The organism is Kineosporia mesophila, from assembly GCF_021129235.1.
Taxonomy (GTDB): domain Bacteria; phylum Actinomycetota; class Actinomycetes; order Actinomycetales; family Kineosporiaceae; genus Kineosporia; species Kineosporia mesophila.
This window is the reverse complement of sequence record NZ_JAJOMA010000048.1, coordinates 1-22,159: the sequence shown is the minus strand read 5'-3', so window position 1 is coordinate 22,159 and position 22,159 is coordinate 1. Positions and strand designations below refer to the sequence as shown.

Genomic DNA, 22,159 nt, shown 5'->3' with positions numbered 1-22,159 from the left:
TGACGCCGGCCGCGACGTCCTCGCGGGTCAGGTACTCGTTCCAGCACATCGATCAGGGATTCGGCGTGGTTTGCGCAGGCGTGGGTGTGATGGGGAAGATGACATCGACGGGCGTGGTCCTCGGCTGGCTGGTCAGGCGTGAGAAGCGCCATCCACACCGCAGCGGCCGAGTCCGTCACCGCGCCATGCCGCCCAACTCGCCCCAAATCAGCAGGTCACAGCCGGTTCATCTAACTTTGCCCCGCCCCTGGTTCATCACCGGTGTGAAGTCTGGGGAGTTCGATCGCGAAGCTCTGTAGTCACTGCCTGCCGAACAGCGTGGTTCGGCAGGCAGGACCACATCGCAAGTAGTGATCAACGACTGAACATGGCTACTGTAGACGCGAATCTGGCTGAGCTTCAAGGGCATTGAGTACTTGGTCCAACGCGTCTTCCCAGCTCTGCTCTTCGGGAGGGAAGGCTGAAAGCAACCAACCGCCGACCACAAAAGCCGTTCTCACCGCCACCTCCGGCGGAAGCACAGAGGTCGGGTCGCGCTGTTCGGCGAGCGCTGCCAGGAACGCTTCAGCAGTCGATTGTTCGATCTCGGCCCAAGCTTCCATTCGCGCAAAGCCCTCTGCCAGAAAGGTGATCCGTTCTTCGCCTGGCCAGCCACCGTGAAGATCCAGGAGCTTGAATGAGTCCACAGCCAAACAGAGAGAAATTCCGTACTGGAAATCGCTGTCGCCGCGAGCGGCAAGAGCCTTCGCCGCCTCCGCTGAACGTTCTGGGTCACGGGCGACCGCAGCTCCCAGAGCTTCTCTCACCAGCGGCTCCACCTGGCTATCAATCCTCATGGTTCGTCGCCCTCCTTCTTATCATTGGATTTTCGGCGGTTCTCGAGCTTGGCGTGGATAGCCTGCCAGGTACTGACCATGCCGGCAGACATTCCCTCGGCCGACCTCCATGAGGCCCGCCTTGATAAGAGGCGCTGAACACGTCATCGGCCCAGGCATCGAGTTGAGCCGGCTTGGATGCCTGCTCCGACGTGACCAGGAACTTCTGGGTGAACGTGACCGTGTCCTGGTTCGGCTGGGTCGGGGTGTCTGACCAGACCGCCGCGGCGCCCAGGTCCCAGATCCGCGAGGTGCCGGACTGGCCCAGCCAGACGCCTCCGGTGCAGCGGCTCTGTTCGTTCACCGCTACGCAGCCGGTGTGCCCGAAGGTGACCTTCGCCTGACCGGACCTACCGCTCGGGTCTGTCCATGCGTCCCCCATTTTGGATGTAGCAATGACCTTTTGGCTGGCTCCGCTCTGGGGCGTCAGCTGGACCACGGCTGCTCCGACGGCCAGAACGGGGTTCCCGCTCAGGACCACGTCCAGCACGCATCCGTCGAGCAGAGAGACCTCGGTGACACCGACGGCCTGGCAGGCCCGCTGGGCGGCGTCGCGATTGGACTGCGGAATCTGCTCGACGCTGATGGTGCCGTAGGGATAGCTCCTGTCCGTGAACGTCGCGGTGCTCTCCCCTGGGCGTAGTCGGACAGGGAGCTGGCCTGCTGCACGCGCCAGGACTCGATGAACGAGTCCTCGCCGGGTCCGGCGTTGATGCCGTCCCGCAGAGCGACATCGTTGGCCTTTTACCACCGGATTCCGGGTCACGGCTCGCTGCCGTGGACCGTACGGGCCGGGGTCGTGACCCGGGTCTGACCCCCTCCGTCAGACCCGGGCCTCGTTCAGCAGTCCCGCCTTTCGCAATTCCGCCACTCCTCGGGCGGCATTGCTGCGCACGCTCGCACGGGCCATGCCGAGCGTCGCGGCGATCTCGTGGTCGTTCAGGCCCTCGTAGTACCGCAGTACCAGAACAGCCCGATGCAGCCGCGGTGAGTGATCCCGCACGAATTCCTCGGAGGCGGCCGGGCCACTGCAACACCGTCTCGGTGACCGCCCAGGCCGAGACCTCAACGGCCCCCTGCGAGACGTAGATCTTCCTCCACCCAGTTTCTGGAGCCTCGACATCCAGCGCCCCGACATCCCCGCGAAGGTTCTGTCGAGCCTTCTGGCCGGAGACGTCCTCGAGATCGGCGCGGCCGAAAGTCTGGCCACCCAGGTATGGCGCACCGCCCTCGGCCGCCTGGGCAAGATCTTCCGGTTGGAGCAACGACGCCTTGGTCAGCGGGGGGACGGTCAAGGCCGCGGTAGCGGCCGGTGTCGGCCGGGTCGGCACCGTGCGGCCTTCGGACCTCGCCGCCCGCGGCGAGACCACCATGGTCACCGCGGTAGCAGCAGCCACGGTGATCACTCCGGAGACCAGTTCCTGACGCCGACGGTGCTGCCTTCGGGCCCTGCGCTCGATCACCCGCAGGTTCGGAGTAGAGCCGTAGGACGTCCGCAACCCGTCCCGGAGGAGAGCTACCACCGGGGCGTCCTTCGTAGCCGGATGATCAAGGTCGAGGTCGGGCGGTTCTTCGCCTGGCCGTCCACCGTCGGTCGCGCTCATGCACCTTAGACGCACCCATAGGCCACTTTTGTGGCAACTGTCCCAGGCGACTCCCAGGCTCGGGCGGAGATGTCCTCGAAGGAGGGGAACAGTAAGTTGCCCCCTCACTTGATGGTCGAACTCTTGCTGCACCGGACGCAGGATCCGCCCCTGCACGCCACCGAAACCGATGAACATGATCGCTGTGATCGGGCGTGAGCGGATCATTCGCAGCCGCGAGGATCCGTCTCAGCCGAGGCAGATTCGACGTTCGTAAGGTGGCGAGGAGATCGATGGCCAACGTAGGTCGCCCCAAGTCGAATGCCTTCGGGTCGACCACCGCCGGGACGCAGTTGGCGAGTTCGTTGCGTCGTCACGATCTGAGCCAGGCCGAACTCAGCAGACGCCTCATGGTGAGCACCCGAACCGTGGGGCGCTGGCTGAACGGCACGGACGGGCCCGACCCCGATATCGCCCGCCGCCTCGCCGAAGAGCTGAGCGAGCCCGAACTACGCACCTGGTGGAGCTGGCCGACTGATACTGGAGGTGCTCCGGGCGAGCAGAAGTTGGCGACCGTTCATCGCAGCCCTTCCCCGGCGATCTTCACAACACCGCCAAGCCCTGGTGAAGAGCCCCTTCAGGGCGGATGGCGGACGAGGCTGTCCCGAAGACCTCTCCTGGTTGCGGCGGTGCTCGGTTGCTTGCTCGTGATCGGCACGGTTCTTGTCCTGACCCAGCTGTGGGAAGGGAAGCCGAGCACCACCCCCGTTTCCGGTACTCAACCCGAGAGCACGGACGCGCAGCCGATCTATGAAGGACAGATCGACGGTCGTATGTCCGGCGGCCGGCCCGCAGCACATGACATCACCGTATGGTCACTTCCGAGCACGACCACCGGCTGCGACATCAGCCCCTGTCTGCCCGGCACCGCAGAAGCCGGGCACATGACGTTGCCCGCGTCGGTAAAGGTGGTCTGTGTGAGCAAGGGTCAGCAGATCCGTAACGGCGCTCCCGGGGAACCCGGCTTCTACCGGGACGATCGATGGCTCCGGCTCTCCCCCGCACCGGAAATTCAGAATCCGACGAGCCAGGTCGTGTTCCTGAGCAACATCTGGTTCGAGCGCGACCAGCTTCCGGCTGACCTGCCGACCTGTGCAGGCGAGAAATGACGCGCGGTGCATAGCCTCTGACCTGGGAAGACTTCGTGCCATTCTGCCGGGGTTTCTTGCCTGCCCCAGGCTGCCTGACGGTGTCGGTACCGAGATCGAGGCGCCCCACGGCGTCCGCATCACTTCGGTCAGACCGTTCTCTTCAGGAAGGAACAGCCATGTCATCATCCTGTCTCGCAGAAAAGCGCTCATCCGATGTCGCGTCACGTCTTCGACTCTGGCTCGGTGCCGTTCTGCTGGCCGTCGGCTTCGCCGTTGCCGGGACCATCGCGTCACCCGGGAACGCCCTGGCCGCCGCCGGCGGTGACACGCTCTACGGCAGCAACAACGAGACTCTGTACGGATCGAGCAGCGAATCGCTCGTTTCCCCGGGCGGCGCATACCGCGCGGTCATGCAGAGCGACGGAAACCTGGTGGTGGTCGGCCCCAACGGTCCGACCTGGTCGAGCAACACGAGCGGGGTGAACGCTCGGCTGGTGATGCAGTCGGACGGGAACCTGGTCATCTACAGCGACTCCGGCGTGCTCTTCACCACCAATACGCAGAGGCTGGGCGGCAATCGGCTGGTCATGCAGGCTGACGGCAACCTGGTGCTGTACGGCGCCAACGCTGTCTGGCACACCAACAGCAGCGGTGAGAAGGCCATTCAGTGGTTCTACAACAACGCCGGCCGCACCGATCGGGAAGGCCAGTGCGAGAAGGCGGTCGAGGAGTCCTTCGGATACCGGGCTCCGCACTACGCCCGCGCCATCGACAACTGGAACGCCCGGAACCGGAACACGCCCTACACCGATGCTCCGCGCGGTTCGCTGGTGTTCTACAACACGAGCAGTGCAGGGCACGTGGCCGTAAGTCTCGGCAACGGAAAGGTGTTCTCTACCAGCGCGTCCGGGGCGAAGATCGGTATCTCCTCGATCTCGTACTTCCAGAACCCGCTCGGCTGGGCGTACGGCCCCTGGTGACCTGACCAGATAGGGCTGTAACCCGGTGTGGCGCCATCCCGGCATTCAAGACCCGGCCGGGATGGCGCCGAGCAGCGAACCTTGTGCGCGGTGTCACCGTATCAACCATTGCGCCGGTCTACTCAGAGATGCATAGCGTGTTGTCCCGGAAGCGGAGGTGGGAGTATGGCTGAGAACTTCGAGGTGTCCGTCAGCGATCTGCGTACCTCTGCGCGCCAGGCCGAGACCGCTGCAAGCGTCATGGGCAGCCTCGACCCAGGTGCCGATCTCACCTCGGCCTCACACGAGATCCCAGGGGCCGATAGCGTTGCCGCGCTGCAGCAGATCGCATCGAAATGGGACAGCGACCTCAAGCTGTGGCGTGACACCATGCGCGAATTCGGTGGGGGGCTCGACAGTGCTGCGAACGGATACGAGAGCAGCGACGAGGCGGGCGCGCAGGCGTATGCCGCGCTGAGCCCGCAGTACGGTCTGGTGCCGGAAAGCGCAGCTACCGTGGATCTGACCAGGCGCCCGCCCAGCACATACGGTCCGAACCCCGATCTAGACCTATCCGCGTTCAAGAGGGGCAATGGGTGAGCGCGGACTGGGCACAGGTCAATCTCTGGAGGTCGGCCCCGCTCGAGGAGAAGGCCAAGAGCCTGCGCACGACTGAGGACGCCCTGGTACAGCTCGGGTACGACATGTTCGGTTCCGACCGGTGCAGCCCTGACAGAAGAGACCGGGATAGACGACGCAGTGGTGTTCGGTTCACCGGGTCTCCCCATCGAAAACGTTGACCAGCTCAAGCTTCATGGCACGCTCTACAACGAGCAGGCCAAGGGCGATTGGCTCGTTGGAGAATCGTGGGCCACGGGTTTCGACCCGAGCTTCATGGCCGACACGGTGCAGTTGGACACCGGTGCCAGTATCGCCACGGACAACACGCCGCTCGCGGCTTCGCACGGTCACAGCGAATACCTCAATCGTCGCACCACGAGCCAGAACAACCTGGCTGCAGTGATCGCCGGCCACCCCGAACAGACGGTCGAGAAGAAATGAGCTCAGGTACCCCGGCGATGGAACGGCATCTGGCCGAACACCACCATCATTTGAAGACGTTTCCCGCTCTTCGGCGGCTAGCTTGGCTTTCCGTTCTGGTAGCCCTGGCGATCACTGGATGCGGATCAACAGGAAGTGCTGCGAAGTCGGACATGAATCTCCAAGAACAGCTCCAGGACCGCCCCTCCTTCGCCCAGGCCGGCAACGATTACAAGGCGCTGCTGGAAGAGGTGCGCGATCTGCTCTCCGACCTAGCGCCCGATCTCGTCTGGGACGGTGACGGCGCCCGCGAGAAGGGCGAAAGCTTCTGCAGCGAGCCGTTTACTGACGTTCCGGACACACGGTATGGGATTTACGATATTGGCATCGGCAAGGGAGCGGTACCTGAAGAGCGCTGGGCAGAAGCACAGAAGAAGGTGGCCGCTGTGGCCGCCCAGTACGGGTTCACCGAAGTCGCCCTGGAGAACCACACCCCCGGCAATCTCATACTCGTGATCGCCGGCAAGTGGGACGACACCCTAGAACTGCGCAGCGCCAAGAACACCACCCTCGCCGTGTTCGGAGGATGCTTCATCAAGTCCGCATCCCCCGAAACCACGTCGTCCTGACTGCGGTTCGAGGTTCGGGCAACTCGATCGGCCGGCTAGCCGTGGAACATCATGCGGCCCCCCGGACAGCCCACAGTCCGAACACCACGAGCCCGAACACCGCCGTCACGGCCACCACGATCAGACCCACCGTGGCCACCACCCTCACCGCGGCCTGCCGCCCGACGCCTGCCGGGACGTTCTCCGGCGTCGACCGCCCCAGCCCCGGAAGCAGATCGTTCTTCGGCAGGGCCGTTTTCCCTGCCCGACCGACGGCAGGCGCCGTCAGGGACAGGACGCTGCGGGCTCGTGCTGAGCCGCACCGGTTCCCCGCTCCTGCGAGAACAGCGTTATAAGCGAGGGTCATCACGGACTCAAAGTTTGCGTCAACGCCGCAGGTCAGGAACCTAAAGGGGTTTTATATATTGACTTTACATATTCGCCCCAGCAGGATCGGCCCCGAGCATGGCCATACCCTGACATGGCCATTCGGTGTTGAGGAGAACTGAATGTCGCGCAAGTCCCTGACGGCTATCCGGCGGCGCCGCACTGTGGCAATCGTGGCCGGCACCGCCATCGTGCTGGCACTGGGAGTCTCGAGTTCGTTCGCAGTAGGTAGGGGCCACGGCGGCTCCCATCCGCATCACGGTCCCGGGCATCCCCGGCCCACCACGAGCGCCGGGGCCACGACGGCCCCGACCACCACGGCCGCCCCCACCACCGAAGCACCCGGCGAATCGACGCCGCCGACGTCCTCCAGTGACGAGACCCCGAGCGACGACGCGACGGCAACCACCGTGCCGAGTTCGACGTCGAGCTCGAGTTCGGGCACCACGGCACCCGCCGACGCGTCGTTCTGGGGTTCCACCAGCAACATCCCAGCGGCCAAGAACGTGGTCCAGGTCAAGGTTCTCAACAAGACCAACGGCAAGTACCCGGACAGCCAGGTCTACTGGACGTTCAACGGCCAGACGCACTCGATCGCGCAGCAGCCGTACGTGGACATGCCGGCCAATGCCGCCGGGCGCATGACGTTCCACCTCGGCTCTCCGGACAGCAAGTACAACGACTTCATCGAGTTCACCGTCGGCGACAACGTGTTCAACGGGAACACCACCCGGGTCGACGCTTTCGGCCTCAAGCTGGCCATGCTGCTGCACAACGACGACGGCAGCGAGCAGGAGGTCGGCGAGAACCGGGCCACCTTCGCCGAGAGCCGCGAAGCCACCTTCCAGCGCTTCGCAGCCGCCGTTCCGGCCGAGTTCAAGCACCTGGCCTCGGGCACCGACCGGATCGTCTCCCCCGGCGGTGACTCCGCGTTCGCGCCCGGCGGCCAGTACGCCGACTACCTGAGCAGCTACGCCTCCTCGGTGGGCTCGAAGGCGACCACGCAGCAGATCTTCGGCTGCTCCGGGCCGCTCGCCAACGACGCCGCCGGGTGCGCCAACCTGAACCGGCACGTGGCCGACCTCCCCGAGGCGGACTGGTCCAAGCCCAGCTCGTACTACAAGAAGGCCCCGGCGAACTACTACGCCGAGTTCTGGCACGACAACGCGATCGACGCCAAGGCCTACGGTTTCCCGTACGACGACTACGCCAGCCAGTCCTCGTACATCTCGCACACCGACCCGAAGTATCTGCTCGTTGCGGTCGGCTGGTAGTTCCTGATCGGCCGGGTGGGCGCGCCTGCGCCCACCCGGCCACTGGGCCGTGGCCAACGCCGACAGTACGCTCACTCAATGCGACCACTTCGGTACTCCATCAACGTCACGCTCGACGGATGCTGTGATCACCGGGCGATCGTTCCGGACGATGAGCTGCACCGGCGCGCGGGTGACAACCTGGCGCGGGCCGATGCGCTGCTCTTCGGGCGGACGACCTATGAGCTGATGGAGAACGGCTGGCGGTATCCCGCTGAGCCGGGCAGCCGGCCGGCGTGGATGGAGCCCTTTGCCCAGACCATTGACGCGGCCAGAAAGTACGTGGTGTCAAGCACTCTGGGCACCGTCGACTGGAACTCGGAGCTGTTGTCGGGCGACCTCGAGACCGCCGTTCGGGAGCTCAAGGAGCAGCCGGGGCGGGGGCTGCTCACCGGGGGCCTGATGCTTCCGATGGCGCTGGCCGAGCTCGGGCTGATCGACGAGTACGAGTTCGTGGTGCAGCCGCGGCTGGTCGGTCACGGGCCGACCTTGTTCCAGGGGCTTTCGCAGTATGTCGACCTGACGCTCGTCGACCGGATCGAATACGGTTCGGGGGCCGTCGCGATGCGATATGTGCCGCGGGAGGCATCCCACTGATCCTCGTGGCCCTGAAAATGCGCGCATAACCCTCGATTGATGTTCGGTGCGCGGTCGATGGGTAGGTTGCGGATCGCAATCGCCGTACCAGCTTGGGAGCCCTGTGTTCACTCACCGTCGGTCGCGCCTGACTCCGCGCCGCATCACGCTGTTCGCCGTACCGATCGCCCTGCTCGTCGCCTCGGGCCTGTTCCTGGGCCGGTCGGTCGCGACCGCTTCCCCGGCGACCACCGCGTCGTCCTCGAGTACTTCGTCCGCAAGCACCTCGTCCTCTGTTACCGCTGCTGCCACCGCGGCCGCGACGAAGAAGGCCAAGCGGCAGCTGAAGCTCGAGAACAAGGTGATTGCGTACACCAACAAGTCGCGCAAGAAGGCCGGCTGCAAGGCCGTCAAGAAGAGCAAGGCCCTCACCAAGGCCGCCCGCAAACACTCGAAGCTCGAGGCCAGGAACCAGGCCCAGGGTCACCAGTTTCCGGGTGAGGACGACCTGGGCACCCGGATCACGAAGGCCGGCTACAAGGGGTGGACCGGTGCGGGTGAGAACGCCGCCGGTGGCGCCGGTGGCGTGTGGTTCGTGAACGCCCACGACGTGATGTACGGCGGCACCTACACCAAGAAGGGCGTCGGCTACACGTCCAGCGGCTGGATGCAGGACAAGGCCCACAAGGACAACATCATCAACTGCTCGTTCACGAGCATCGGTGTCGGCGCCGTCATCGACAGCAAGGGCGCCATCTGGTGGACGCAGGACTTCGCCACCAAGAAGTGACCTTGAATCGTCCCTGCCAACCGCTCCTCCCCCGACTGCGATGTCGGGTGGAGGGGCGGTTTTCGTGGGGACGACCTACGCACCATCGCTCTCGGCGCGCAGGGAATGGATCATGCTCTGCAGGATCCGGAACGCGCCCGTCTGCTCGGCCTCGGTCATGCCGCTCAGCATCCTGACCTCGACCGACCGCACGGCCACGGTCGCCTTCTCCAGGTTGGCCCGGCCCAGCGGCGTGAGCTGCGTAGGAAGAACCTTCCCGACCGGGGCCTCGGCCGGCCGGGTCACGAAGCCCTCCCGTTCCAGAGCCTGGAGCAGCACGTTCATCGACTGCCGGGTGACGAAGGCGCCCCGGGCGAGCTCGGAGCTCGACAGGCCCGGTCGCTGGGACAGCAGCTCGAGGCAGGAGTAGCGCGTCACGTTCATCCCGAGCGGGCGCAGCACCTCTTCCATGGCTGTGCGCAGGGCACTCGAGGCCTCTTTCAGCAGGTAGCCCAGTGAGGTCTCCAGGTCGATGCCGCCGGGACTCATGTCAGCAGTCTGACATACCTTCGGACGTGTCAGAAAGATGACACGAATCGAAGGAGCGCGCACATGCTCGGCCGGCGAGATCCGGAAATCTGCCCCAGGGATCAGGATTCCGGATCGGCCGGGAGTTCTCGCACCTTCTGTGCGCAGCGACAGGAAACCGCGATCCGGCCCGCCCGACCGGAGCATCGTCGAGAGACGGCACGTCGACGATCGAGAATCCACCGAGGCCTTGCGCGCTCAGTGCTCCATGTCCAGCCAGTTCACTCCGAGCTCGTAGGCCACCTGGACGAACTTCTGGTAGTCGACCGGCTTCTGGACATAGCCGTTCGCGCCCAGGTTGCAGCTGGCCAAAACGTCGCGGTCTTCGCTGGAGCTGCTCAGGATGATCACCGGCAGCGACTCGGTGCTGGGGGCTTCGCGCAGCCGGCCCAGCGCTTCGAGGCCGCCCATACGGGGCATTTTGATGTCCATCAGCACGATCGAGGGAAGCAACGGTTCCCTGCCTTCGGAGGGCAGGAGCAGGTCGAGAGCCTCGACACCGTCACGAACCTCGATGATGTCGTTGGTGATGCCGTTCTTACGGAAGGCCAGTACCGTCAATTCGACATCTTCCGGGTTGTTGTCCACCAGAAGAATCGGCCTGCTGCGCGCGTCCACCATCTTGTGCTCCCGGTGTCTCTTCTCGCGCCCATCCCCCATGGTGACCGCTCGGGCAACAGTAGGTCAGCCCTGACCGACCCCGGCGCAGGCACGCCCCGCACTACGATCGGGAAGGATCGGTATCCGCCCGTCAGGAGAACATGTGTCCATCGGTGAAGAGACAGTGGATGAGAACGAGTCGCGCACACGTCGCATCCAGGACGACCGGATGATCGGTGCAGCTGTCGGCATCACCATGACCCGGTACGGCATGTCGTATGCCGATGCCTCGGTGCTCCTGGAGAACCTGGCCGCTCGGCACCGGCGGAGCGTGCTCGACCTGGCGCGAACCATCACCACGAGCCGCTGGCCCACGGCCGAGTCGTTCGACTGGGCCCGGGACGGCAGCCCGGTGGGACGTCTGGAGCACACAGCCGACGAGTCGGCGGCGGGCCGTCTACTCGACCTGCTGATCGAGACGCCCGATCTGAACGATCTCCTGGGAGCCGCCGCCGACCTGGCGGTCGAGTCCCTGCCCGGATGCGACTACGCCAGTATCACCGTCATCCGCGACGGGGCGCCGGCCACCGTCGCCTCGTCCGACGAGCGCGCCGCGAAGATCGACGAACTTCAGTACAACCACGGCCAGGGACCGTGCCTGCAGGCAGCCCGCACCGACCAGGTCGTCCAGGTGCCTGATCTGTCGTCGACCACCTGGGACCTCCCCTGGAAAGACGCGGCCGCCGCGATCGGCATCCATTCGGCACTGGCCTTGCCCATCGCCTCCGACGCCGACATCGCCGCCGCCCTGAACCTGTTCTCCACGCGCCCGGGCGCCTGGCCCGCCTCGACCCAGGCCATGGGCGAAGAGCTGGCCCTCTACATCGGCAGTGCCATCACCCTGGCCTACCGGAGAAACCTGGCCTGACAAGCCGCGCTTCAGACGCCGTCGACCGGCTGCGCCAGCCCTGGTCGCCGAAATCCTTGTCGATCCAGACGACTGTCCCGGTACCGATCGGTGCTGACAGAGGCTGACAGCGGCCCGTGCGCAGGCTGACAGTCCACGTGGCGATCCTCAATGTCGAGCGCACCTGCACCTCAGGTCTGCGCAGCATCTGCCGATCCTCGAACGTATCCCTTCTGCCGTGCGCGGTTCACCGAAGCGCCGCACCGGCAGAAGCAGCGTTCGCCACGAAAGGGGCGACCGTGACCACCACACCGCCTGAGCTCACCACTCCTCAGGGACAGTCGTCGCACACCTACACATCCCTGGGTGCGGCCTGGATCCCTCTGGCCGCCCTCTGCCTGGCCTTCTTCGTCGAGATGGTCGACAACACGCTGCTGTCGATCGCGCTTCCGACCATCGGCCGTGACCTCGGCAGCGGCACCACCGCGCTGCAGTGGGTCACCGGCGCCTACTCCCTGACCTTCGGCGGCCTGCTGCTCACCGCCGGGTCGATGGCCGACCGGCTCGGACGGCGCCGCGTGCTCCTGGTCGGGCTCACCGTGTTCGGCCTGCTGAGCCTGGGCGTCATCTTCGTGACGAGCGCCGGGCAGCTCATCGTCCTGCGGGCCCTGCTCGGTATCGCCGCCGCGGCCATGGCGCCCATCACCAACTCGCTGGTCTTCCGGCTGTTCGACGACAAGACCCTGCGCATGCGGGCCATGACCATCATGATCATCGTCGGTATGTCCGGGTTCGTGCTGGGCCCGCTGCTGGGCGGCACCGCGCTGGCCCACTTCGAGTGGCAGTGGCTGCTGCTCGTCAACGCCCCGATCGCGCTGATCGCCTGCATCGGGGTCCGGCTCGGGGTTCCGGCCGACCGTCCCGAAGACCTCACCCAGGACAAGCTCGATCTGCCTGGTGCTCTGCTCAGCGTCACTGCCATCGGTCTGGCCTGCTACACGCTGACCAGCGGGGTCGAGCACGGCTGGACCTCCGCCGTCACCCTCGGCTCGATCATCGGTGCCATCGCCGCGGGTATTGCCTTCGTGTGGCACGAGCGCCGGACGCCCGCTCCCATGCTCGACCTGAAGCTGTTCTCGAACGGCACGGTCCGGGGCGCTGCCATCGCTCAGATCGGTACATCGATCGCCATGGCCAGCATCATGTTCGGGCTCATCCTGCACTTCCAGTACGCCTACGGCTGGAGCCCCGTCCGCGCCGGCCTGGCGAACCTGCCGATCATCGTGACCATGCTCGGCGCGACCCCGCTGTCCGAGTGGCTCGCCAAGCAGTACGGCCACCGCATCGCCTGCCTGGTCGGCGCCGCCTTCCTGGCCGGCTCACTGGCCGGGCTCTCCTGGGGCGTCGCCCACGGCTACCTGGCCATCGCGGTCTGCATGGTCGCGATGACGATCGGCCTGCGCACCGTCATGACGATCTGCGCCATCGCCCTCGTCGACGCCATGCCGAGCAACCGCACCTCGATCGGCGCGGCCCTCAACGACACCGCGCAGGAGGTCGGTTCCAGCATTGGAACGTCGCTGATCGGAACCATGATCGCCGCCCTGGTCACCACCCAGCTGCCCGCCGGCACCTGGAGCGCAAGCCTCGTGGCCTCGTTCTTCCACGGCGAACGCATCACCTACGCGGTCGTGGCCGTGATCGTCGGAATCGTGGCAGCAGGCGGCGCACTGACCCTCACCGACTCCCACTCGGTCGAAGAACCGGTCTGACCAGCCCCGCCTCGTTCGTGATCAGGCAAGACCTCCGGGGAGGTCTTGCCTGATCACGAAAGGGGTTCAGCGGCCGGAACGAGCCTCGATGTAGGCCGCGATCAGTTCCTTGGGCAGCGCCCCACGAACGGACACCGGATGACCGTTCGCCCTCGCCCAGGCCCGGACCTCAGCCGTCTTCGGCGGGGCGACCGGGGCTTCTGCTTCAGCCGTAACGGGATTCGCGGTGGCCTTCGCCCGTGAGGCCGCCGTTTTCCTCGGGGCCGCTTTCTTCGCGACGACGACGTCGAGCTGCTCCTCCACGACCTCGGCCTGGGGAGCCGCCTTGGCCCTGGATGCCCGGGGCTTCGTCACCGGAGCGACCTCGGTAACTACCTCAGGCTCCGCCGCAACGGATTCAGCATCAGCCGAGTTCGGCCCGGCAATCTTCGGGATCGACGCCCGCGGCTTACGAGGCGCCCTCGGCTTCCGGGCCGGGGCCACCACATCAGAACCGACCATGGTGGACGCGGCAACTCCCGCTTCCTCGTCAGTCACCTTCGGGTCCACCGGCTCGTCCACCGGGACAACCGGCTCCGCGATCTCAAGGACTGGCTCATCGACAGGCGCGGACAGCTCCGTTTCGGCAACCTCCGACTCCACCGCGGCGGGGGCCGGCAGCTCCGACTCGGAAGACTCGGGCTTCGCGTCTGCCGCTACCGGCTCCACCACAGCAAGACTGGCCGGCTCGGGCTCGAGAGCCGTTACCTTCGCGTCTGTGATCACCGGCTCTTCGACCGGAGCGACTGCTTCGGACTCGGGGACCGAGGGTTCCGCGTCCTTGCTCTCCGGCTCCACCACCGCACCGACCGGCTCCGACGTGGGGACTGCAGTTTCCGCGTCCTCAAGCACCGGCTCTCCAGCGGAGGCCTCGGTGACCGCCGGTGCTTCGGCAACTACCGTCGTCTTCGGCTCGGAGGTCTCGTGCTCCTCGATCACCGCGGCAGCCGGCTCTGACTCGGGAACCGTCGTTTCCGCGTCCTCGAGCACGGGTGTCTCGACGGGAGCCACCGGCTCCAGGACCTCGGGCTTTTCGTCGTCAAGCACCGGTTCTTCGGCGGTGACAGCCGGCTCGGTGGCGGTCTCGCGGGAGGCGGCGGGCTGGAGATGGTCGAGCAGGAGGGCGTATTCGTCGGGGGTGACCTGGCGGGTGCCCACTTCACGGGCTCGGGCGGCACGGGTTCCGTCGACCGTGTCGTCCGAGATCAGCAGGGCCGTGGTCTCCGAGACCGTGCCGACGACGCGGACGCCCAGCCGCTGCGACCTGGTCTCCAGCTGCTCGCGGGCCTCCGGGTCGCCACCGGTGAAGACGACCCGGTCACCGACGCGCAGGGGTTCGCCGAGGGCCCAGTTCTGGGGCAGGTCTTTCAGGTCGGCCGACTCACGTGCCCGACGGGCCTTCTCGGCCGTCGCGAGGATCTCCTCGACCAGAGGCCGGCCTACGCCGAGAAGGTCGGTGACGGTCAGGAGTTCGGTGTGCTCGTCCGCGGAGACCGTGCCGTCGTCGAGCGCGGCATAGGTCAGCGCCCGCACGAAGGCCTCGTTCGCCCGCGCGACATCGTCGGACGTGAGCTCCTCGGCGGCGGCGACGCGGGCCAGTTCGGAGGTCTCCTGGGTGGTGACCGATCCGTCTTCCAGCACCTCCGCGAGCTTTTCCAGGTAGGCGAAGGTGCCGGCGGGCGCGCCCTCGTCCAGCGCGTCGATCAGGGAGAAGCGCTCGACCAGCGTGAAGCCGGGGGTCGGGTCCGGGGTGGCTCCGGCCGGCGGGGCCTCCTGCGGCTCCAGGGTGGGCCCGGACGGCCAGGTCACCTTCTGCGCGCGGGCCGGCAGGCCGTCGAGATGGGCAGGCAGCGGCGGCTTTCCGGGCTTCGGGCTGATGAACTCGGCCAGCAGCACCGCAGTGGTGCGGGCATCGTCCAGCGTGGACCCGTCGTCGGCCGCTGCGGTGCCCAGGGCCGAGGAGAGGTCGGCCAGGCGACGCCGCCGCAGAGAGGGCAGGTAGTAGGCCGATGCCTCCAGGGTGCTCAGGGTCGGCACCTGGGGCAGTTTCCATCCCGCCCGCCGGTACTCGGCCCGCACGAAGGCCAGGTCGTACTCCGCGTTGTGCGCGACGACCGCCGCGCCGGCCAGCCGCTGGTTCAGGTCGGGGACGACGTCGGCGAAGGCCGGAGCCTCGGCGTCGAACCGGGTCTCCCACTCGTCGACGACCTGGCCCCAGAGATCGGTTGTGACGACCGCCATCTCCACGATGCGGTGCCGATTGGCACTCGAACCGGACGTCTTGACAGCGATCACCGCGAACCTCGGCTGATCGGTCGGCGTCCCGCTGTCGGAGACTCCCGGTTCGACGGAGCGTGCAGGCTGCCCTGCGCGGCGTATACGAAATCTGTCAAGAAAACCCATGATGCTCTCCGGATCGCGGTGAAAACGCCGTAGTTGCATCATTTGATACCACGTTTTAGCAGGTCATCCGGTGCCTAAAAGTGGCTGGGGAAGGTCTCGGGAAAGCCACGATTCGCGGGATCGTCACTCCCCGGACCGAGGGGCGGCGAGCAGCGCGGCCAGGCGGTCGGGATGGGCCAGGTGCGGAAAGTGGCCGCTGTCCGGCCAAACCGTCACCACGACGTCGGGCCGGATCGCTTCCAGCCAGCTCCGGTACTCCGGCGCCGGGTCGCTGCCGCTGATGAAGTGGTAGCCGACCGATGCGTCACGCAGGGTCTTCAGGTCGCGGCGCATCCCGGCGTTCAGGTCCGCGGGCGCGTCCGAGCCCAGGAGCTCCTGCCAGTAGCCGAGGATCAGGTCCTGCCGCGGGGTGGTCCTCGTGCGCACCAGTTCCTGCGCCGACTCGGGCAAGAGATCGATGTGCATGCCGGCCAGCAGGGAGTTCCACACCTGCAGATGGTCCGGGCCCCGCAGGGCCGGCTCGACCGAGCGCAGGAACTCGGCGAAAGGCCCGACCAGGAGCGGCTGATCAATATTAACGACGCCGCGGGTGGGATAGGTGGTGGCGTAACGGGTGGCCAGCACGGCACCCATCGAGTGCCCGACAACCACCGGATCGACGAGACCCGCGTCCTCAATCGTCTCGTGCAGGAGAGCCGTGAGAGTGCCGGAGTCGTAGGAATCCGGGGCGGGTGACTCGCCGTGGGCCGGAAGGTCGACGACCAGGACCCGGCGGCCAGGGTCGACCTGGGCCAGCTCCCTCAGCGTCGGCCCCCACTGCCGCCGGTCGTAGGTGAGGCCGTGCAGGAGCACCAGGGCCGGGCGGTGGTCGGTCGTCCCGTAGAGGTCTGCGGCGAGCATGGTTCTGTCTCCTTCGTGAAATGCGGTCACTCAGGAGGCGTAAATCCATGCCGTACATCCCGTACAGAAAGGGGGCTCAGGTGTTCCACCGGGTCGGGCCACCGGGCGCCGCCGCGTAACGCAGGTACCGGCCCGTGCGCAGGGACGCCCGTAAATGCGCTCCGGCCCGGGGCGCCAGCGCCTCCACCCGCTCGACCGTGGCCCACAGGGTGCGGGTGACGTTCACCCGGGCCCGTTCGGTCTCGGTCGTGACCCGGCGAGAGCCTCCACCCACACCGGTGGCGCGTCTCAACTCGTTCACTACGGCGGCCCGTTCGTCGTGCAACGCGGTGGCCCGGACCGCGTCACCCGCGCGGTCGGCGCTCTCGAGCTGCTTGTCGATCGACTGCAGATGCCTCTGGAAGGCCTGGCGAGCCGTCTCGTCCAGCACCGGATCCCCGTCGGGCACGCGAATCCCGGAACCACCGGCGACCAGGTCCAGCGCGGCGATCTCCTGACCGGGGGCAGACAGCAGCGCCCGCAGATAATGCAGCCCCCGCCCGTCCCGCAGCCGGGCGCTCTCGCCTCCGGCCTCGAGCAACCAGGTGTCACCGTCCCGCATCAGTCGCCATTCGTCTCCGGTCGGCTTCAGATGCTTGAGGACGCGCGTCAGCCCCAGTCTCTGCGCGGTCGACCGGGCCCGCTCCAGATCGGCGCGGGCGGCCGCCGCGTCGCCGTCCCGGCCGCGGGCAGACAGGACCCGGGCCCGTACCGGCAGGGTGTGCGCCAGCCAGGGCAGCGCCCCGATGCGCTGTTGCAGCTCGATGGCGCTGGTCAGGTGATCGACGGCGGCCGAGGTGCGGCCGAGACGAGCGGCCAGGCCGCCCAGTTGCTCGTCCACCGTTCCGGTGATCGTGTTGGCGCCGCCCCAGACCACCAGCCGTCCTCGATACGGAAGCAGCACCTGGTACAGCGTTTCGGCCTGGTCCGGGTCACCGACGCGGGAGGCCACGTGGGCCAGGTCGGCCACGGCCCCCAGCCAGCGCGGACCCGAGCCGTTCAGCACGGCCGGCAGCAGGCGATCCAGTTCCAGCCCGGCCTCGACGTCACGACCGGCTTCGGCCAGGGCCCAGGCCGCGCTGGCCTCGAAGAAGTGACCGGGCCGCCGCCGCGCCTGTTCCCGTAACGGCTCGACCACGTCGGCGCCGTCACCGCGCAGGGCGAACACGCTGTAGCGCAGGGTGCCGACCAGGCTGTCGGTGTCGCTCAGCCCCACCTGACGACCCCGGACGGCGACCTCGGCGGTGAGGGTCGCGGCCTCGTCGAAGCGCCCCCGGACGACGGCCAGCATGGCCCGGCGGGAGACCACCACCACGGCGGCCTCGGCGTTCCCGGCCAGTTCGGCGGCGCGGCCGTAGGCGGTCAGCGCGGCCTCGGCCGAGTCCAGGTCGCCCAGCTCGGCCAGAGCCGTAAAACGCCAGAACAGTCCGCGTAGCTCGAGCAGGTCGTCGCCGGCCCGCCGGGCCTGGTCGACGATCTCGGAGCCGCTGCTCAGCCGTTCGTGCACCGCGATCGGGTCCCAGAGGGCATGCAGGCGGCTGTCGAGCACCTCGGCGATCGTGGCCGGGTTCCCGCTCACCCGGGCCAGATCCAGCGCCTCGTCGATCAGCTCCCGCCGCCGGGCACCGCTGGACGGATCGCTGAGTTGCTCACGGGCGAGCCGGGCCAGGATGCGGGCGCGCTCAGTGGCCGACAACGGACGCTCGGTCGCCGACTCCAGCAGCCGGATCAGCCCGAAGTCGAGCTCGAGGAAACCGGACCGGGACGGCGCGGTGAGGGCCAGATGCACGAGGGCATCGGCGAATTCATCCAGTGAGCCGAGCTCGTCGGCGAAGCCGAGCGCGATCCCGGGAATCCCTCCGGACGCCAGCCAGATCGCGTGCACGGCCTCGGCCGTCAGTGCCGGAACCAGCCGGGCCAGGTCATCCGCGCCCAGACCCCCGATGGGTAGCTCCGGCCCGGCCTTCACCGAATACCGGGAGGCCACGAGCACCCCGGTCGCGGCGCCGGGTTCAGGAAGTAGCGGCGGATCGGCCTGGTCGCCGTGATCGATCAGCACCAGGCCGGGTTCATCACCTATATCTTCTCGGTAGACGCGAACGCCTCTGTCCTGGGCCATTTCAGCCGCAGCGTCAAGCAGGGCGCTCTTCCCGGCCCCCGGCGGCCCGACCAGGAACAACCGCCCGCCACTCCCCCGCGCCACCCCGTCGATCAGCCGCGCCACGGCAGCCAGCTCGTCACGACGTCCGATCAGGTCCACTCCACCCAGCCTAATGTCCGGCTGCACCCCGTCCCACTCGCACGACCTCGGACGATGCATAAGAAACTCTGGATTTCGCGTTATGGATCGTACCGATCCGGCATCGCAGCATGGACGTCATGAACAACACGCAGCAGACAGCGCTCGTCACGGGCGCCAACAAGGGCATCGGGTTCGAGACTGCTCGCCAGCTCGCCCGGCAGGGATTCACCGTCTGGTTGGGGTGCCGGGGCAAGGGGCGGGGCGAGGCTGCGGTCCGGGAACTGGCTCCGGACGGGGACGTTCGGTTCGTCCGCCTCGACGTGACCGATGACGCGAGTGTCCGGGCCGCCGCGGCACACATCGGCGACACCACCGGCGCACTCGATGTCCTGATCAACAACGCGGGCATCGTGGTCGGTGACGGCGAGGGCCACGTCAGCGCGGTCCGGGCGGAGACGATCCAGCAGATCTTCGCCGTGAACTTCTACGGGCCCCTGCGAGTCACCCAGGTCTTCCTGCCACTCGTGCAGAAGGCGCGGGCCGGGCGCATCGTGAACGTGAGCAGCAGCATGGGATCGCTCACCACGATCACCGACCCGAGCCAGCCGTGGGGGCAGATGCCGGCCTTCGCCTACTCCTCGTCCAAGTCCGTGCTCAACACGCTCACCGGCTGGCTCGGCAACGAACTCGCCGGATCCCCGATCAAGGTGAACTCGGTGTGCCCGGGGTACAACTCCACCGACCTGAACGGCCACCAGGGCACGCAGCATCCCTCGGAGGGGGCGAAGGTCGTCGTGCGCGCCGCCACGCTGCCGGACGACGGCCCCAGCGGCACCTTCTTCGACGCCAACGGCCCGGTGGGCTGGTAGGTCCGCGGCCGGGCAGGCCGACCGGAGGACGAGTTTCATGAAGTACCGCCGACTGGGTGACTCCGCGCCGGAGGTCTCCGAGATTGCCCTGGGGTCGTGGCTGGCCTTCGCGAGTGGCATCGAGAAGGACCAGGTGGTCGCGACCTCCGAGGCCGCGTTCGACGCCGGCATCACGTTTTTCGATACCGCCAACGTGTACGGACGCGGTGCGGCCGAGGATGCCTGGGGCGAGATCCCGTCGAAGCACCTCCAGGACTCGTACGTGCTGGCCACGAAGGTGTAAGGACGCATGTCCGACACCGATGCGGGATTGTCGGGGGTGCAGATCGCCCGGCAGATCGACGCGTCGCTGCGCCGTCTGCGCACCGACCACGTGGATCTCTACCAGGCCCATCGTTTCGACATGAGTGTGCCGATCGAGGAGACCGTCGAGGCCCGGCAACTCGTACGCGGAGGAGGGAGTGCTGCATCGCTGACTTCCGAGTAGAGGCCAGAAACTGACCGCTACCCCTGCGATGGTTGCGTCATCGGCCGGGACCACCGGCCGGAACGAGCATCTGAGGAGATCCCGTGAGCGTCGCCACGACCGTGCACCTGAACTTCCGCGGCCAGGCCCGGGAGGCGCTGGAGTTCTACCAGTCCGTCTTCGGGGGCCAGCTGGCCCTGGTCACCCACGCCCAGTCGTACGGCACGACCGACCCGCGGGAGGCCGACCTGATCGGCTGGGGTCAGGTCCAGTCCGAGAATGGCTTCCACGTCATGGCTTTCGACGTGCCCGCGGCCCGGCCGTACGACGCCGGCATCGACCCGCTGTTCGTGTCGGTCCGGGGCGCCGACGAGAACGAGCTGCGCCGCTACTGGGACGCGCTGGCCAAGGACGCCACGATCAAGGCCCCGCTGGAGCCCTCCGCCTGGGCGCCGCTGTACGGGATGCTCACCGACCGGTTCGGCGTGACCTGGGTGCTCGACATCGCCGTGGCGTACAACGGCTGATCACCCGCGGACGGGGAGGTGCCTAGCGCCGGGCGGCCATGGCCTCCAGCGCCAGGCAGGACGGCGCCTCCCCCGTCCACAGGGTGCCCGCGCTGCCCGCCGCGATGTGTTGCTCGTAGAGCCGGGCCTTGGCCGCGATCACCGTGAGATTCTCTTGCATCTGCGCCACTTCGGCCCGCACCCGGTCTTCGTGGGCGCGCAGCAGCTCCAGCCGTTCGGACTCGTTGCCCGGCCCGGCCGCCACCAGCTCGGCGTACCGGCGGATGTCGCTCACCGGCATCCCGCATGCCCGGAAACGGTTGCAGAGCAACAGCCAGTCGACGTCGGTCGCGTCGTAGCGGCGCCGTCCGCCGTGACTGCGGGAGACCGAGCCGAGCATCAGGCCCTCGCGCTCGTAATAGCGCAGCGCGTGCACGCTCAGCCCCGTGCGCTCGCTGACCTGGCCGATCGTCAGTCCCTCGTCCACCGCTGCATCCTCACCTTGACCTAGAGCGAACTCTAGATCTTACGTTCGTCGACGTCCCGACGAACGATCTGGAGATCCTCATGCCGCTGCCCCTCGACCCCGAACTGGCGGCCGTCTTCGCCGCCTCCGCCGGCGACAACCCGCCCGCCCCGCTGGTGCCCGGCGACTGGAAGACCTGGCGGGAGGCCGTCGCCGCGACCTATCCCCTACTCACAGCGGGCCTGGACGTACCCGACGTGGGCCACCAGGTGTTCACCACGACCACCGAGGACGGCGCCCGGATCGACCTGCACTGGTTCACCCCCGTGGCCGAACGCAAAACAGCCGAACGCGAGGCAGCCGAACGCGAGGCAGCCGAACGCGAGGCAACTGAGCGCGAGGCAGCCGGCCCCGCCGCCCTCCACGCCCACGGCGGCGGCCTGGTCGCCGGACAGGTGGAGCACTTCGCGCCGTTCCTTGCCCGCTACGTTGCCGCCTCGGGCGTACCGATCCTCTCGGTGGAGTACCGGCTGGCCCCGGAGGTGACCGGCCAGACCCTGACCGACGACGTCTACACCGGGCTGACCTGGCTCATCGATAACGCCGAGGAACTCGGCGTGGATCCCGCCCGCATCGCCGTCATGGGCGAGAGCGCGGGGGCGACGCTCGCGGTGACCACGGCGATCCGGGCGCGGGACGCCGGCGTGCGGGTGGCCCGGCAGATCCTCATCTACCCGCTCCTCGACAACCGGGTCGTGGAGCCCGATCCGGAGCTGGGCCCCGCGTCCGCGGACATGTACGCCCTCAAGGTCACCGCCTGGCAGTCGGTGCTCGGTGACGGCCACGCGGACGACGCCCCCGCCACCATCGTGCCTGCCCGCCTGAAAGACCACACCGGTCTGCCCCCGGCCTATCTCGAGGTCGGCGAACTGGAAATCCTGCGCCAGGAGACCATCGACTACGCCCAGCGTCTGTGGGCGGCCGGGGTCAGCGCCGAACTGCACGTCCTGCCCGGACTGACCCACGGCTGGGACCATTTCGCGCCGGCGATCGGCATCCACGCCGGGGTCCACGCGCGGCGGGTCGCTGTGCTCCGGTCG

The 22,159-nt window shown here is 67.4% G+C and carries 24 protein-coding genes and 1 pseudogene; 17 read left to right on the top strand and 8 right to left on the bottom strand.

What is annotated here, in order from left to right:
* Positions 1-299, top strand: a 299-nt coding sequence (locus tag LR393_RS34645; protein ID WP_231489462.1) for a hypothetical protein, incomplete at its 5' end; no start/stop codon positions are given.
* A 72-nt stretch (positions 300-371) separates the two neighbouring features.
* On the opposite strand, the gene LR393_RS34640 is transcribed toward LR393_RS34645, so the two are convergent.
* Positions 372-836, bottom strand: coding sequence for a hypothetical protein (locus tag LR393_RS34640; protein ID WP_231489461.1), 465 nt, complete (start codon positions 834-836; stop codon positions 372-374).
* A gap of 209 nt (positions 837-1,045) precedes the next feature.
* Between LR393_RS34640 and LR393_RS34635 the strand changes: the two genes are divergently transcribed.
* The gene (locus LR393_RS34635; protein WP_231489460.1) at positions 1,046-1,219 is read left to right on the top strand and encodes a hypothetical protein; all 174 of its coding nucleotides are present in this window, start codon (positions 1,046-1,048) and stop codon (positions 1,217-1,219) included.
* A gap of 479 nt (positions 1,220-1,698) precedes the next feature.
* On the opposite strand, the gene LR393_RS36830 is transcribed toward LR393_RS34635, so the two are convergent.
* Entirely contained in the window at positions 1,699-1,878 is a 180-nt protein-coding gene (locus LR393_RS36830; RefSeq protein ID WP_231489459.1) for a sigma factor-like helix-turn-helix DNA-binding protein, read from the bottom strand.
* 269 nt (positions 1,879-2,147) lie between these two features.
* On the opposite strand from LR393_RS36830, the gene LR393_RS34625 reads away from it, so the two are divergent.
* From LR393_RS34625 to LR393_RS34585, 9 genes are all read left to right on the top strand, one after another.
* Positions 2,148-2,300, top strand: a complete 153-nt coding sequence (locus LR393_RS34625) for a hypothetical protein (RefSeq protein WP_231489458.1) — start codon at positions 2,148-2,150, stop codon at positions 2,298-2,300.
* A 451-nt stretch (positions 2,301-2,751) separates the two neighbouring features.
* Positions 2,752-3,627, top strand: a complete 876-nt coding sequence (locus LR393_RS34620) for a helix-turn-helix domain-containing protein (RefSeq protein WP_231489457.1) — start codon at positions 2,752-2,754, stop codon at positions 3,625-3,627.
* A gap of 158 nt (positions 3,628-3,785) precedes the next feature.
* Positions 3,786-4,589, top strand: a complete 804-nt coding sequence (locus LR393_RS34615; RefSeq protein WP_231489456.1) for an NlpC/P60 family protein — start codon at positions 3,786-3,788, stop codon at positions 4,587-4,589.
* Between the two features lie 165 nt (positions 4,590-4,754).
* A complete protein-coding gene (locus LR393_RS34610) occupies positions 4,755-5,168 on the top strand; it encodes a hypothetical protein (RefSeq protein WP_231489455.1) in 414 nt (137 codons plus the stop codon).
* A gap of 159 nt (positions 5,169-5,327) precedes the next feature.
* Complete coding sequence (locus LR393_RS34605; protein ID WP_231489454.1) at positions 5,328-5,630, top strand: hypothetical protein; 303 nt, start codon at positions 5,328-5,330, stop codon at positions 5,628-5,630.
* 17 nt (positions 5,631-5,647) lie between these two features.
* Positions 5,648-6,238: an LppA family lipoprotein gene (locus LR393_RS34600; RefSeq protein ID WP_231489453.1), complete on the top strand. Its 591-nt coding sequence runs from the start codon at positions 5,648-5,650 to the stop codon at positions 6,236-6,238.
* Between the two features lie 488 nt (positions 6,239-6,726).
* A complete protein-coding gene (locus LR393_RS34595) occupies positions 6,727-7,878 on the top strand; it encodes a glycoside hydrolase family 64 protein (RefSeq protein WP_231489452.1) in 1,152 nt (383 codons plus the stop codon).
* A gap of 78 nt (positions 7,879-7,956) precedes the next feature.
* Positions 7,957-8,514 (top strand): dihydrofolate reductase family protein, encoded by a 558-nt coding sequence (locus LR393_RS34590; protein ID WP_231489451.1) that lies wholly within the window; start codon positions 7,957-7,959, stop codon positions 8,512-8,514.
* 103 nt (positions 8,515-8,617) lie between these two features.
* Positions 8,618-9,283: a CAP domain-containing protein gene (locus LR393_RS34585; protein WP_231489450.1), complete on the top strand. Its 666-nt coding sequence runs from the start codon at positions 8,618-8,620 to the stop codon at positions 9,281-9,283.
* A gap of 75 nt (positions 9,284-9,358) precedes the next feature.
* Here the strand turns inward: LR393_RS34585 and LR393_RS34580 are convergent, their stop codons facing one another.
* The gene (locus LR393_RS34580) at positions 9,359-9,811 is read right to left on the bottom strand and encodes a MarR family winged helix-turn-helix transcriptional regulator (protein ID WP_231489449.1); all 453 of its coding nucleotides are present in this window, start codon (positions 9,809-9,811) and stop codon (positions 9,359-9,361) included.
* Positions 9,812-10,048: 237 nt separating this feature from the next.
* Complete coding sequence (locus LR393_RS34575) at positions 10,049-10,471, bottom strand: response regulator (RefSeq protein ID WP_231489448.1); 423 nt, start codon at positions 10,469-10,471, stop codon at positions 10,049-10,051.
* A 142-nt stretch (positions 10,472-10,613) separates the two neighbouring features.
* Between LR393_RS34575 and LR393_RS34570 the strand changes: the two genes are divergently transcribed.
* Positions 10,614-11,378 (top strand): GAF and ANTAR domain-containing protein, encoded by a 765-nt coding sequence (locus tag LR393_RS34570; protein ID WP_231489447.1) that lies wholly within the window; start codon positions 10,614-10,616, stop codon positions 11,376-11,378.
* Between the two features lie 278 nt (positions 11,379-11,656).
* On the top strand, positions 11,657-13,129 hold the full coding sequence (locus tag LR393_RS34565; RefSeq protein WP_231489446.1) for an MFS transporter: 1,473 nt from the start codon (positions 11,657-11,659) through the stop codon (positions 13,127-13,129).
* A 66-nt stretch (positions 13,130-13,195) separates the two neighbouring features.
* Here LR393_RS34565 and LR393_RS34560 read toward each other — a convergent pair whose 3' ends face one another.
* The 3 genes from LR393_RS34560 to LR393_RS34550 all read right to left on the bottom strand — a co-directional run bounded on the left by LR393_RS34560 (position 13,196) and on the right by LR393_RS34550 (position 18,770).
* Positions 13,196-15,409 (bottom strand): Lsr2 family DNA-binding protein, encoded by a 2,214-nt coding sequence (locus tag LR393_RS34560; RefSeq protein WP_231489445.1) that lies wholly within the window; start codon positions 15,407-15,409, stop codon positions 13,196-13,198.
* 285 nt (positions 15,410-15,694) lie between these two features.
* Positions 15,695-16,471 (bottom strand): alpha/beta fold hydrolase, encoded by a 777-nt coding sequence (locus LR393_RS34555; RefSeq protein WP_231489444.1) that lies wholly within the window; start codon positions 16,469-16,471, stop codon positions 15,695-15,697.
* A gap of 76 nt (positions 16,472-16,547) precedes the next feature.
* On the bottom strand, positions 16,548-18,770 hold the full coding sequence (locus LR393_RS34550; protein WP_231489443.1) for an ATP-binding protein: 2,223 nt from the start codon (positions 18,768-18,770) through the stop codon (positions 16,548-16,550).
* Between the two features lie 119 nt (positions 18,771-18,889).
* Here LR393_RS34550 and LR393_RS34545 point away from each other — a divergent pair, with 119 nt between their 5' ends.
* From LR393_RS34545 to LR393_RS34535, 3 genes and pseudogenes are all read left to right on the top strand, one after another.
* Complete coding sequence (locus tag LR393_RS34545; protein WP_231489442.1) at positions 18,890-19,621, top strand: SDR family oxidoreductase; 732 nt, start codon at positions 18,890-18,892, stop codon at positions 19,619-19,621.
* Positions 19,622-19,658: 37 nt separating this feature from the next.
* Positions 19,659-20,108 (top strand): annotated as a pseudogene (locus LR393_RS34540) (aldo/keto reductase).
* Positions 20,109-20,191: 83 nt separating this feature from the next.
* Positions 20,192-20,614: a VOC family protein gene (locus LR393_RS34535; RefSeq protein WP_231489441.1), complete on the top strand. Its 423-nt coding sequence runs from the start codon at positions 20,192-20,194 to the stop codon at positions 20,612-20,614.
* A 22-nt stretch (positions 20,615-20,636) separates the two neighbouring features.
* Here LR393_RS34535 and LR393_RS34530 read toward each other — a convergent pair whose 3' ends face one another.
* Entirely contained in the window at positions 20,637-21,080 is a 444-nt protein-coding gene (locus LR393_RS34530; protein WP_231489440.1) for a MerR family transcriptional regulator, read from the bottom strand.
* Between the two features lie 80 nt (positions 21,081-21,160).
* Between LR393_RS34530 and LR393_RS34525 the strand changes: the two genes are divergently transcribed.
* Positions 21,161-22,159: alpha/beta hydrolase (locus tag LR393_RS34525; protein ID WP_231489439.1), on the top strand; the 999-nt coding region annotated here is incomplete at its 3' end.